Source organism: Pseudomonas guineae (assembly GCF_900113745.1).
Lineage (GTDB): Bacteria > Pseudomonadota > Gammaproteobacteria > Pseudomonadales > Pseudomonadaceae > Aquipseudomonas > Aquipseudomonas guineae.
In genome coordinates this window covers 222958-236387 of record NZ_FOQL01000002.1, presented here as the reverse complement: position 1 = coordinate 236387, position 13430 = coordinate 222958, and the positions used below count along the sequence as shown (strand labels likewise).

General features: G+C 58.0%; 10 protein-coding genes. 5 read left to right on the top strand and 5 right to left on the bottom strand.

Annotation, left to right across the window (positions count from 1 at the left end; all coding sequences use genetic code 11):
• Positions 1-181 precede the first annotated feature (181 nt).
• From BMZ32_RS09935 to BMZ32_RS09920, 4 genes are all read right to left on the bottom strand, one after another.
• Complete coding sequence (locus BMZ32_RS09935) at positions 182-2440, bottom strand: Orn/Lys/Arg family decarboxylase (protein ID WP_090241813.1); 2259 nt, start codon at positions 2438-2440, stop codon at positions 182-184.
• Positions 2441-2612: 172 nt separating this feature from the next.
• The gene (dnaQ, locus tag BMZ32_RS09930) at positions 2613-3356 is read right to left on the bottom strand and encodes a DNA polymerase III subunit epsilon (protein WP_090241812.1); all 744 of its coding nucleotides are present in this window, start codon (positions 3354-3356) and stop codon (positions 2613-2615) included.
• The gene (gene rnhA, locus BMZ32_RS09925; protein WP_090241811.1) at positions 3349-3801 is read right to left on the bottom strand and encodes a ribonuclease HI; all 453 of its coding nucleotides are present in this window, start codon (positions 3799-3801) and stop codon (positions 3349-3351) included. The genes dnaQ and rnhA overlap by 8 nt, the downstream gene beginning before the upstream one ends.
• A 36-nt stretch (positions 3802-3837) precedes the next feature.
• Entirely contained in the window at positions 3838-4599 is a 762-nt protein-coding gene (locus BMZ32_RS09920; RefSeq protein WP_090241810.1) for a class I SAM-dependent methyltransferase, read from the bottom strand.
• A 73-nt stretch (positions 4600-4672) separates the two neighbouring features.
• Here BMZ32_RS09920 and gloB point away from each other — a divergent pair, with 73 nt between their 5' ends.
• Both gloB and BMZ32_RS09910 read left to right on the top strand, forming a co-directional pair.
• The gene (gene gloB, locus BMZ32_RS09915) at positions 4673-5446 is read left to right on the top strand and encodes a hydroxyacylglutathione hydrolase (RefSeq protein ID WP_090242102.1); all 774 of its coding nucleotides are present in this window, start codon (positions 4673-4675) and stop codon (positions 5444-5446) included.
• A gap of 98 nt (positions 5447-5544) precedes the next feature.
• A complete protein-coding gene (locus BMZ32_RS09910; RefSeq protein WP_090241809.1) occupies positions 5545-7083 on the top strand; it encodes a LysM peptidoglycan-binding domain-containing protein in 1539 nt (512 codons plus the stop codon).
• Here the strand turns inward: BMZ32_RS09910 and BMZ32_RS09905 are convergent, their stop codons facing one another.
• Positions 7084-8529, bottom strand: a complete 1446-nt coding sequence (locus BMZ32_RS09905; RefSeq protein ID WP_244153954.1) for an HDOD domain-containing protein — start codon at positions 8527-8529, stop codon at positions 7084-7086.
• A gap of 145 nt (positions 8530-8674) precedes the next feature.
• Here BMZ32_RS09905 and BMZ32_RS09900 point away from each other — a divergent pair, with 145 nt between their 5' ends.
• The 3 genes from BMZ32_RS09900 to BMZ32_RS09890 are packed head-to-tail and all read left to right on the top strand — an operon-like array spanning position 8675 to position 13429.
• Complete coding sequence (locus BMZ32_RS09900; protein ID WP_090242100.1) at positions 8675-10504, top strand: extracellular solute-binding protein; 1830 nt, start codon at positions 8675-8677, stop codon at positions 10502-10504.
• Positions 10501-12354: an extracellular solute-binding protein gene (locus BMZ32_RS09895; RefSeq protein WP_090241808.1), complete on the top strand. Its 1854-nt coding sequence runs from the start codon at positions 10501-10503 to the stop codon at positions 12352-12354. Before BMZ32_RS09900 ends, BMZ32_RS09895 begins: the two co-directional genes overlap by 4 nt.
• Position 12355: 1 nt before the next feature.
• Positions 12356-13429: a microcin C ABC transporter permease YejB gene (locus BMZ32_RS09890; RefSeq protein ID WP_090241807.1), complete on the top strand. Its 1074-nt coding sequence runs from the start codon at positions 12356-12358 to the stop codon at positions 13427-13429.
• Position 13430 lies beyond the last annotated feature (1 nt).

The window sequence follows — 13430 nt, the reverse complement described above, 5'->3', positions numbered from 1 at the left end:
CGAGCAACTATAACAACCAACCGACAAATGTCGATGCTGGCCACTGTGACGCACAACACGACATTAACGTTAAGCTCAATTTTTACTTATCGCCGATAAGCGCTTGATCTACAGAGGTAAGCACAAGGCGGCATGCCTACAAGGGACTGGCCGGCCGAACGGGCGGCGGGCCAGGCGATCATCAGCCCTTGATGCAGTCGACTGTGTAGACCCCATCGTCACGCTGCAGGCCATGCACATCGGCATCAAAGCCTGGGAAGCTGCGATCGAAGGTGCGGGCAAAGGCCAGATAATCAATGATCGAGCGCGTCTGCGCGGTAAAGCGCTCCCCCGGCATGATCAGCGGAATGCCCGGCGGATAGGGCACCAGCATCACCGCCGCAATCCGCCCTTCCAGTTGCTCGATCGGCACGGCCTCAACCTCGCCGCGTACAAGCTGGTTGTAGGCATCGGCAGGTTTAATCGCGACTTCCGGCAGCACCGTGTACATACGCTTGAGCGCTTTAGCCGTGGCGTTTTCGCGGTAGCAGGCATGCAAGGCATCGCACAGATCGCGCAAGCCCATGCCCTGATAAAACGCTTTGCCCGCTTGAGCAATCGACGGCAGCACATCGCTCAACGGCAGGTTGGCGTCATAGCTGCGCTTGAACTCCAGCAGCTCGGTCAGCAGCGTGCTCCACTTACCCTTGGTAATCCCCATGGAGAACAGCACAAGGAAGGAATACAGGCCGGTTTTCTCCACCACCAGGCCACGTTCCCACAGGAATTTACTGACCACCGCCGCCGGAATACCTCGCCCGTCCAGCGTGCCATCGGCCGTCAACCCGGGCGTGACCAGGGTGACTTTGATCGGATCAAGCAGCACGTAATCTTCAGCGACGTCACCAAAGCCATGCCAATCGGCTTGCGGCTGCAGTAGCCAGTCCGCGGTCACCACATCATCGGCGCCTTCGGCCTTGGCCGGCTGCCAGATGCTGAACCACCAGTCATCAGCGCTGAGGTTCTGTCGCAAGTTGGCCAGCGCACGGCGGAAACTCAGGGCTTCATCGAAGGTTTCCTGAATCAATGAGCGCCCTGCCGGCCCTTCCATCATCGCCGAGGCTACATCGAGCGAGGCGATAATGCCGTACTGCGGCGAGGTTGAAATGTGCATCATAAAGGCTTCGTTGAATCGGTCCCGATCCAGCTGGCGAACACCGCCATCCTGCACATGAATCATCGAGGCCTGGCTGAATGCCGCCAGCAGCTTGTGCGTCGAGTGGGTGGTAAACACCAGCGGCGCGGCTTCGGTTCGCGCCGTGCCCATACCGTAGCGCCCGGCATAAAACTCATGAAACGCCGCATAGGCGTACCAGGCCTCGTCGAAGTGCAGCACCTCGACGCTATTGCCCAGGGTTTGCTTGATCAGTTCGGCGTTGTAACAGAGGCCGTCATAGGTTGAGTTGGTCACCACCACCAGTTTGACCATCGCCCCACTGCTGCTCGGCACACGGCCGCGTGCCAGCGGACTGGCATCAATCTTCGCCTGAATCGACTCACGGCTAAATTCGCTCAGCGGAATCGGTCCGATAATGCCCAGCTCATTGCGCTCCGGGCACAGGTACAGCGGGATCGCGCCAGTCATGATGATCGAGTGCAAAATCGACTTGTGGCAATTTCGGTCAACCAGTACCAAATCATCACGGCCGACCATGCTGTGCCAGACGATCTTGTTCGCCGTCGAGGTTCCGTTGATCACGAAATAAGTGTGGTCGGCGCCGAAATTTCGCGCCGCGCGGGCTTCGGCCTCGGCCAGCGGGCCGGTGTGGTCAAGCAGCGAACCCAACTCTGGCACCGAGACAGACAAATCGGAACGCAGGGTGTTTTCACCAAAAAACTGATGAAAGGCCTGGCCCACCGGGCTCTTGCGATACGCCACGCCGCCACCATGGCCGGGCGTGTGCCAGGAATAGTTGGATTGTGCGGTGTGCTGTACCAGCGCCTTGAAAAACGGCGGCAGCAGACCATCCAAATAGTTACGCGCCGCGCGAGCCACCTGGCGCGCAAGAAATGGCACGGTGTCTTCAAACAAATAAAGAATGCCGCGCAACTGATTGAGGTCAATCATCGCCTCGGCTGGGGCGTTTTCGATGGTGACTTGCTCACCAATCGCAAAGATCGGCAGTTGCGGCGCACGGCGGCGGGCGATGCGGATCAGCTCAAGCATGTCCTGCAACAGGTTGTTGTTCTCCCCCGCCCCTTCGGCAGCCACCAGAATGCAGGCCAGGCCGTGGTGGGTGGAGGCAACAATGCGCCCCTCGGCAGAGCTGGCAGTGGACAAAATACTGAAGCCGTCCTGTTCCAACTCTTGGGCAATGGCGCGCACCCGATCACCGGCCACGGTATCGGCCTTGATGTCACGGTGCACGATCAGGACAGGAAACTTTAGGTCTTTATACATTGTGGCGTCCCTGAAGAATGGCAGGTGCGGGCCTGCCGATCGCTTCAGGTTAGAGGCTCGCACTGACTGGCGTAACCCCCTCTACGTGACACTGTACGAAAAGGTCGCGAGTTAATAACTCGCTAGAAGCGGCTGTCGCTCTAACTCACTCGACCGACAACCACCCTCGCGCTCAGGCCTCGGTTTGTGGTTGCTCCATTTGCAGCCACAGCGGCAAGGCGCCGGCAGACTTCTCGATAATCGCCAGGCGCACCCTATGCTCGGCAAGCTCAGCCTCAGTGGCCTGAACCACCCGCGTGCGAGCGCGCTCGGCAGGCAGGCGGCGAATGGCGGTGGGTTGCTGACGACCATTGCCGTCACCTTCAGAACCGTCACCAGCCAGGGACAGATTGGTCTGCCCGCCAGTCATGGTGAGGTAAACGTCAGCCAGAATCTCGGCGTCGAGCAAAGCGCCGTGGAGATCGCGGCCAGAGTTATCGACACCGTAACGCTTGCAGAGCGCATCAAGGTTGTTGCGCTGCCCCGGATGGCGCTCGCGGGCCATCATCAGGGTATCGAGAATCGAGCAGTAATCGCTGACCTCGGCGCGCTCACTCTGCCCCAGCAAATTGAATTCGTTGGCAATAAAGCCGATGTCAAACGCGGCGTTGTGGATGATCAGCTGCGCACCCTTGATGAACTCGAAGAACTCATCGGCGACTTCTTTGAAACGCGGCTTATCCTTGAGGAACTCATCGGTAATGCCGTGAACGGCGATGGCGCCCTCGTCGCTCTCACGATCCGGCTGCAGGTAGACGTGAAAGTGCCGGCCCGTCAGGCGACGGCCGATCAGCTCAACACAACCGATTTCGATAATCCGATGGCCGTCAGCCACCGGCATACCGGTGGTTTCAGTGTCCAAAATCACACTACGCATGCTTCAACCCTCGCACTTCATCAACACCGCGGTTGGCCAACTGATCGGCGCGCTCGTTACCGGGGTGGCCGGTATGGCCACGCACCCACTGCCAAGTGACGGTATGCCGATTAACCTGCTCATCCAGTTGCTGCCAGAGGTCGGCATTCTTCACCGGCTGCTTGGCGGCGGTTTTCCAGCCACGCTTCTTCCAGTTCGGCATCCAGTCCTGAATACCCTGCATCACATACTGCGAATCGGTCACCAGGCGCACGTCACACGAGCGTTTCAACTCGGCCAGAGCACGGATGGCCGCAGTCATTTCCATGCGGTTGTTGGTGGTATCAGCCTCGCCGCCCCACAGCTCTTTTTCCACGCCTTTGAAAATCATCAGCGCGCCCCAGCCACCCACGCCAGGGTTACCTTTGCAGGCGCCGTCGGTGTAGATCTCGACCTGTTCACTCATGTATCTGCAATCTCTCGCTCAATTTATCGGCCGGCTCTATTTCTGCGGTGTTTCTCGACGGCTGACTTTGGCGACGGGCATCGGCAGCAATTGCCCAACTGATTGGCGGTTAGGCTGGCGCAACGGCCGTAGGCCGACCACCAGTTTGCGCGCCACCAGCACGTAAACGCCGCCACCAGGTAGCTGCCAGGCGGCGCCCAATCGCTCTAGCGGCGCCAGGCGCGCCTGCCAGGCCGGCGAAGAAAGCGGCGGACGATAGCACCCGAAGCGGCGTTTCTCCAGCGCAAAACCGAGCAGGTGTAACCAGTCGCTTACACGGCCGGGAGCAATACAGCGTGCCTGGCGCAACGCATCGCGGGTAACCAAATGACGCAAACCCCAGCTGCTCTTCGGGTTGATACCGACAATCAACAAATGACCGCCAGGCCGCACGCTGCGGGCGGCTTCACGCAGTAAGCCATGGGGTGACAGGCTGAAGTCCAGACCATGCTGCAGCACCACCACATCAGCGGCATGCTCGATCAACGGCCAGGCTTGCTCCTCACAGACAATCTCAACCCCCTTGAACGGCGCACCCACGCGCACACTGCGCTGAATCTGTTGGGCATCCGGTGGTGTGTCAGCGGCCGGGCCGTAATGGACCAGATAACCGCCAAAAAAACGCGCCAGTTCGTCCTCCAGTAACTGCCGTTCTTGCTCCAACAAAAACTGCCCGAGCGGGCCGCCCAGCCAACCGCGGGCCGCGCCTATGAGGTCAAGCCACTCACTATCGGCCTGAGCAAACGGATGATCGGTCATAAAAACACCTAAGTAGCCAGCACCGCTATTGCCCCCTAAGATGAACCTTTATGCCCTGCTTAGCGACCTAGTGATGATAAAAATCGACGCCCTGCCTGCATTTTCTGACAACTATATCTGGCTGCTGCAAGACGCCGAGCAGCGTCGCTGCGCGGTGGTTGATCCTGGCGACGCGGCACCTGTCGAGGCCTGGTTAACGGCTCATCCTGGCTGGCAGTTGAGTGACATTCTGATCACCCACCATCACGTTGATCATGTCGGCGGTGTCGAGCGACTCAAGACCATAACTGGCGCACGGGTGCTGGGCCCCGCTAATGAGAAAATACCTGGCCGTGACCTGGCGCTTCACGACGGCGACCAGGCGGAAGTTCTCGGGTGCCGCTTCGTTATTGTTGAAGTACCGGGGCACACCCTTGGGCACATTGCCTACATTCAGCCTGAGCAGCACTGGCTGTTCTGTGGCGACACGCTGTTTGCCGGTGGTTGCGGCCGGCTGTTTGAAGGCACTCCCGAGCAGATGCACGCCTCGCTCAGCCGTCTGGCCGCACTGCCTGAGGAGACCCAAGTGTTCTGTACCCACGAGTACACCCTGAGCAACCTGCGCTTTGCCGCGGCAGCTGAACCCGGCAACCCTGAAATCAAGCAACGCCTGCAGCAGGTCAGCCAATGGCGTGAGGCAGGGCAAATCAGCCTGCCTTCATCAATTGGCCTGGAGCGCGCGACCAACCCGTTCTTGCGCAGCGCGCAACCATCGCTCAGCGCTTGTATCACCGAGCGCGAAGGACCCGCCAGCCGCTCGCCGGTCGAGGTTTTCGCCGCTTTACGCGCGTGGAAAGATCATTTCTAAACCTCGACAACCACACAAAAGCCTGGTTAAAACTTGACCAATGGCACTCTCGTTTCTAGAATCGCCCGACCTTTTCGCCGGGAAGTACATCGTCGCCAATGCCTTTATCACCACGCAAGACCTTGAATCTAAAGGCATTAGCACGCAGCGCTAAAGCGCTTCTGGTGATCATATGCATAACTGTGGCGGGCTGTCAGAGCACTCAGCAGCAGCGCCTCGTCCCCGAGCGTACAGCCGGCCTTGAGCAGGAGCCGGAGTGGCTGAACGACAGCGCGGCGGATGCTCCAGAAGAACCTACAGACATCTGGGAGCGGGTACGCAACGGCTATCAGTTACAAGAGACCATCACTCTTAATCCGCGTATCGAGCAGCAACGTCTATGGTTCGTCAGCAACCCATCGTTTATCGAGAAAGCCGGCGAGCGCAGTAACCCCTACATTCACTTCATCGTTGAGCGCTTAGAGCAGCGCAATATGCCGATGGAATTGGCTCTGCTGCCGATGATCGAAAGTGCGTACAACCCTCTGGCCTACTCACATGCCCATGCGGTCGGGCTCTGGCAGTTTATCCCCTCAACAGGGCGCTACTTCAACCTCCGCCAGACCAACTGGTACGACGGTCGCCGCGACGTGATGGCCTCAACTGATGCCGCCATCAATTATCTGTCGCGCCTCAAGGAAATGTTCAACGGTGACTGGCTATTGGCGTTAGCAGCCTATAACGCTGGTGAAGGCCGGGTCAGCCGAGCAATTGAGCGCAACCAAAAACTCGGCCTACCGACTGATTACTGGAACCTTTCACTGCCAACTGAAACACAGAATTACGTGCCTAAGTTGTTGGCACTCTCGCAGGTGGTGATGACGCCGCACGCCTATGGCGTCAGCCTTGCCCCGGTGGCCAACGAACCTTACTTCGAAAAGGTCGAGTTCAAACAGCACATGGACTTGGCCCGTGTCGCCGCCATGGCGGGCCTTGATGAAGACGAGCTGTACCTGCTCAACCCGGCGTTCAAGAAAGGCGTAACCCTGGACGGTCCGCAGCATCTGCTGGTGCCAACCGATAAGGCTGAACTGCTAACCGCCAACCTGTCACTGATGAAACCCCAAGAACTGGTCGACTGGCAGCAGTATCGTGTGCGCTCGGGCGACAGCCTGCACAGCATTGCCAACCAGCATCAAGTGACTGTGGGCACCCTGAAAGACATTAACAAGCTCACCGGCAGTCACTTGCGCATCGGCCAACAGCTGAGTATCCCAACTCAGCCCCGTGTCAATACGCGCCAACCGCTGCGCCAGCTCACCACGGCGCCTAGCACGCCAAGCCGCACCTACCGAGTAAAAAACGGTGATAGCCTTTGGCAGATCGCCAAGAGTCACAAGGTTACCGTTACCGATGTGCGGCGCTGGAATAAGCTATCGGGCAATAGCCTGCGAGTCGGCCAGGTCCTGTCCTTACACGCGGGCAAGCCTAGCAGTGCTCGCCAAAGCACAACCTATTACAAGGTACGCCGTGGCGACTCACTGTATTTAATCGCCAAACGCCTCAAGGTACCCATGAAAACGCTACAGAATTGGAACCCCAAGGCCGGCAAAGCACTCAAGCCCGGGCAGACGCTGACCCTCTACAGTGCCAACTGATCAAGCCTTCTTGCTCATCGCTTCCAGGCAGCGACCAGTCAACTGGGTAAACCGCTGAAAAGCGACAAACTGCTCATGCTTTAACGCCCGCCCGGACACGCGGCCGTCGGCATACAGCAGGCCGATCTCTCGGGTACCGGCCAAAAGCGGGGCAACAAAGAACATACCCTGCCCCAGGCGCTGGCGAATCGGCTGAGTGACCAGCTCATTCAGGTTGTAACTGGCCGGCACACCCATCCATAGCGCTTCTTTATTACGCAGCGCATAACTGAAGATATGCGGCTGCTCGAACTGCGAAACCGGCAAGATAAAATCATGCGCCCAGCTCTCAGTGCCTTCGCCAGTCACTCGCTTGGCGCGAAAACAGCTTTGCCCATCGGACAAGACCATCAACATGATGCGCTCCAGCCCCGCGCCCTCATGCAGCCCCTTAAAAAGGGTATCCAGCACCAAACCAAGATCAGCCCGCCGCGAAACCATCAACCCGAGGTCCTGCAGGGCTTGCTGTAATACCAGCAGATTGGGCTGCAGCAACCGCGCCTTGCGCTGTTCCTGCTGCAAACGAATTTGCTCCGGGTCGGTATTGGGGATCAGTTTGCACAGCTGGCTGACGCCAAAGGTCGCCGCCATCTTTACCGTCTCCTCGGCACTGGCCAGCACTTGCTGCATAGCTTCCTCTAAGGTGACGCCAATAAAGCTGGCCAACTGTCCGACCAGTGCCTCCATGGCCGGCGTGTCCCAGCCATCCAGAGCCGCCTGGCTGATTTTTGCACCCAAGATCACAGCTTTTACGGCCGGATCATTCTGGCTGGTCGACTGATGCGCCAGGCTAACGGTGTCACCCAGGTTCCAGCTTTTCACCAAGGCCAGGCTCAACTGGCGAAAGCTGGTGCCAAGTACCTGCATCACCACGTCATCTTCTTGCGCCCCAGGTTGAGCCAGAGCGCTGGCCAACTCATCAGCCGCATCACCGGCACACCCCCAGAACGCCAGTTCGCCAACGTTATGCAGTAAGGCGGCGATAAACACTTCTTCATCGTTTTTAGCAAGGACGTACCCAGCAATATTACGCGCCTGCACCGCCGCATGGAACGATCGTGCCAGCAGCTCAGCGAGCTGATCACGCGAGCTACGCGCCAATAAGCCATCAATCAGGCTGACTGACAGACCTATCTGCCTCACGTTATCGAAGCCGATCAGTACAATGGCCCGAGAGATCGTCCGGATGGCTTCCTGTGACGGGTTGTAATACACGCTATTGCCGATGCGCAGGACCTTGGCGGTTAACGCGGCATCGCGCAACAAAACATCGGCTAATTGCTGGACCGAGGATTTATCACCCAGCGTCAGGCGGTGCAGGTCCTGCACGACCGAGGCCAGGGCTGGTAATTCGGCTTGGTTAAAGCGATCAATCCATGACTGCAGACCATGGCATTTTGTAGCCAAAACAGTGCCCTCGTTATAGGTCGTTTAATTATAGTTAATGTGCCACTAGGGCTTAGCGCGAGCCTACCCTTTTTCCAACGGATACAAGCTGTTAATGTGCCTGACCAGCAGCCCTCAAGACGCCACGGATCGGATATTTCACTTGATACGTCCTCTCCTCTCGCTGTTTCTCTGCCTGGCCGTCAGTTCGTCTGCCTGGGCCACCCTGTATACAAGCCACGGCTACGCCCAGTTTGGCGAGCTGAAGTACTCTGCCAGCTTCACCCACTTCGCCTGGGTCAACCCTGAAGCCCCAAAGGGCGGCACGCTGCGAATGATGGCCAACGGCACCTTCGACACGCTCAACCCTTATACCCTCAAGGGCAGCAGCCCGATCAGTACCGCCAATTTTCTGCAATACGGGGTCAATGAGCTCAATGCGCCCCTTATGGTCGGTACTGGTGCCTATGACCCCTCCGGTGATGAGCCGGCCTCCAGCTACGGCTTGATCGCCGAGTCAGTGGAGTACAGCGATGATCGCAGCTGGGTGGTGTTCAACCTGCGTCCCGAAGCACGCTTCCATGACGGAAAGCCGATTACCGCCTATGACGTCGCGTTCTCCTACCGTTTGCTCCTCAAGCAAGGTCATCCGCAGTACCGCAGCAATCTGCAGGAGGTGAAGCGGGTCGATATCCTCAATCGTCACAGCATTCGTTTTGTCCTCAAGCGCGCCGGCAGCTCGTTGTTGGTTTTGCGTCTTGGCGAACTGCCGGTACTGCCGCAACATTACTGGAAAGACCGCGATTTCAAGGCCACTACCTATGAACCACCGCTGGGCAGCGGACCCTACCGCATCACCCAGGTCAGCCCTGGGCGCAGCCTGAGATTTGAACGGGTCAAGGATTGGTGGGGCGCAACACTGCCGGTCAACCGTGGCAAGTACAACTTCGACCGAGTCGACGTGGAGTTCTACCGTGACAGCCATGTCGCGTTCGAAGCCTTCAAGGCCGGCGAATTCGATATCTATATCGAGCAGCAAGCGAAGAACTGGGCCAATGGTTACCGCTTCCCGGCGCTGAACCGTGGCGAAGTTATTCGAGCAGAAATTCCGCACCAGATTCCGACGCAAACCCAGGCGTTGTTCATGAACACCCGCCGCGCAATGTTCGCCGACCGTAAAGTCCGTGAGGCCCTGGGCCTGATGTTCGACTTTGAATGGGCCAACCGCGCATTGTTCAACAGTTCCTACACCCGCGCTAAAAGCTACTACCCAAACAGTGAATTCTCGGCCAAAGGCAAGCCAGAAGGTGCCGAATGGCTAATGTTATCGCCCTATCGCAAGCAGCTGCCGGCTCGCCTTTTTACCGAACCATTTACCATGCCGCAGACCGATGGCCGGGGCATTCCGCGGGATACCTTGCGCCGTGCGCTCGGTCTACTGGCCGATGCCGGCTGGAAGCCTTCAGGCCAGCGCCTGCTCAATCGCCAAGGCCAGCCACTGAGCCTTGAGATACTGTTGGTTAACCCCAACCTTGAGCGAATCCTCCAGTCTTTTACCGAGAATCTCGCCAGCATTGGAATCCAGGCCAACCTGCGCACCGTCGACCGCGCCCAGTACAAGCAGCGTCTCGATCAATACGACTTCGACATGATTTTGCTTACTCTGCCGCAGACCCTCAGCCCCGGCCTTGAGCAATCACAGTACTTCCACTCATCCCAGGCCACTATCAAGGGTGGCAGAAACTACGCCGGGGTTAATCACCCAGTAGTCGATGCAATGATTGAAAAGTTGCTGGCAGCGCAGACCCGAACCGAGCAAGTAGCGGCCACCCGCGCGCTTGACCGCGTATTGTTGTGGCAGCACTACACCATCCCGAATTGGTATATCGATTACCACCGCCTGGCTTACCGTAACCGATTTGCCTTTGTCGCCACGCCGCCCTACACCTTGGGCCTGCGTACCTGGTGGCTGAAATCCATGGAGAACGCTGAATGACCCATGCATTGCGCACCCTGTTTATCGGCTTCAGCAGCATTGCCCTGCTTAGCGTTGCCAGCCTTGCGCTCGCTAACCCTAAGCATGCGCAAACCCTGTATGACGAACCAGCCAAATACCCGGCCAACTTCAAGCACTTCGACTACGTCAACCCTGATGCACCGAAGGGCGGCACTTTGCGCCAGGCCGGCTTTGGCGGTTTCGACAGCCTCAACCCCTTCATCAACAAAGGTGTGGCCGCCGACGATATAAGCATCATCTACGACACCCTGACCCGCCATGGCCTGGATGAGCCCTTTACCGAATACGGTTTACTGGCCGAGAAAATCGAGAAAGCCCCAGACAATGCCTGGGTACGCTTTTATCTGCGCCCTGAAGCACGCTTCCATGATGGCCAGCCAGTCACCGCCGAAGACGTTAAATTCACCTTCGACACCCTGATGAGCCAAGGTGCCCCCATGTACCGCGGTTACTATGCAGATGTCGAAAAGGTTGTAGTCGAAAGCCCCCTGCGCGTGCGCTTTGTCTTCAAGCATGCCGGCAACCGTGAGCTGCCGCTAATTGTCGGCCAGCTACCGGTACTGCCGAAACACTGGTGGGCCGAACGCGATTTCAGCAAAGGCAATCTGGATATCCCCCTGGGCAGCGGACCCTACAAAGTGGCTGAGGTACAAGCAGGCCGCTCGATTCGCTATGAGCGAGTTAAGGACTGGTGGGGTAAAGACTTGCCGGTCAACCGCGGCTTCTACAACTTCGACACCCTGCAAATCGACTACTACCGTGACAACACCGTCGCCCTCGAAGCGCTCAAAGCCGGTCAGTTCGACTACTGGCTGGAAATGAGCGCAAAGAACTGGGCCACCGCCTATAACAATGAGGCAGTAGCCAACGGGCAGTTAATTAAAGAAGAGATCGCCAATCACAACCCCACCGGCATGCAAGGGTTTATCTTCAACACGCGTCGCCCGCTGTTCAGCGACCGCCGGGTGCGAGAAGCACTGGGCCTGCTGTTTGATTACGAGTGGACCAACCGTCAGCTATTCAATGGTGCCTATACCCGCACCCGCAGCTACTTTGACAACTCCGAACTGGCCTCAGTTGGCTTACCCTCCGCTGACGAGTTGAAGCTGCTTGAGCCCTTGCGCGCGCAAATCGCGCCTAAAGTATTCAGCGACGAATACCAGCCTGCGGTTACTGATGGCAGCGGCATCATTCGCGAGCAGCAACGTCGGGCCTACCAACTGCTGCAGGAGGCGGGCTGGCGTGTCGATGGCGACCAGATGCTCGACAGCACCGGTAAACCGGTGAGTTTCGAGTTCCTGCTGGCACAAACCGAGTTCGAACGTGTGTTGCTGCCGTTCAAACGTAACTTGGCTGATTTGGGCATCGAACTGGTGATTCGCCGCGTTGACGTGTCGCAGTACATCAACCGCCTGCGCTCGCGCGATTACGACCTGATCGTCGGTGGCTTTGGCCAGTCCAACTCACCTGGTAACGAGCAACGCGAATACTGGCACTCCAGCAGTGCCGACAACCCCGGCAGCCGCAACTTTATCGGCCTAAAAGACACAGCTGTGGACAGCCTGGTTGAGGGTTTGATCAATGCCGACTCACGGCAAAGCCTGATTGCCCACACCCGCGCCCTTGACCGCGTATTGTTGTGGGGCCATTACGTGGTGCCCAACTGGCATATCAAAACCTGGCGCGTGGCCTACTGGAACCGTTTTGAGCACCCGCAAGTGACGCCGCAATACGATATTGGCCTGCACACCTGGTGGGTGCGCACGCAATCACCCGAAGCAGCCGCCGACGCGTCTGCCGCCCAACCCTCTGCAGATCCGGAGCAATAAGATGCTGGCGTATATTTTTCGTCGGCTGCTGCTGATCATTCCCACGCTGTTCGGTATTTTGCTGATCAACTTCATCATCATCCAGGCCGCTCCCGGCGGTCCGGTCGAGCAGATGATTGCCAAGCTGGAAGGCTTCGATGGAGCCACCAGCCGGATTGCTGGCGGCGGTGCCGAGGTCGCAGTGGCCGGCTCCAACTACCGCGGCGCCCAGGGTCTTGATCCCGATCTGGTCGTGGAGATCGAGCGCATGTACGGTTTCGACAAGCCCGCCCCGGAGCGTTTTTGGCTGATGCTCAAGAGCTACGCACAACTTGACTTTGGCTCCAGCTTCTTTCGCGATGCCGAGGTCATCGACCTGATCATCGAGAAGATGCCGGTATCGATCTCCTTAGGGCTGTGGAGCACGCTGATCATGTACCTGGTGTCGATCCCGTTGGGGATCGCCAAGGCCACTCGGCATGGCAGTGCCTTTGACGTTTGGACCAGCTCGGCAATCATCGTCGGCTATGCCATTCCCGCCTTCCTGTTTGCCATTCTGCTGATCGTATTATTTGCCGGCGGCAGTTACTGGGACTGGTTCCCACTGCGCGGCCTGACCTCGAACAACTTCGACGAGCTGAGTTTTAGCGGCAAGCTGCTCGACTATTTCTGGCACCTGGCGCTGCCCGTCACCGCGCTGGTGATTGGTAACTTCGCCACCCTGACGCTGCTAACCAAGAACAGCTTTCTCGATGAGATCAATAAGCACTATGTGGTCACCGCCCGCGCCAAGGGCCTGAGCAACAACCGCGTGCTCTACGGCCATGTGTTTCGCAACGCGATGCTGATCATCATCGCCGGTTTCCCGGCGGCCTTTATCGGGATTTTCTTCACCGGTTCCTTGCTGATTGAGGTGATCTTCTCCCTCGACGGCTTGGGTCTGATGAGTTTCGAGGCTGCTATCAACCGTGATTACCCGGTGGTGTTTGGCACCCTGTTTATCTTTACGCTGCTGGGCTTGGTGGTGAAATTGATCGGCGACATTACCTATACCCTAGTCGATCCACGCATCGACTTCGAAAGCCGGGAGGGTTGAG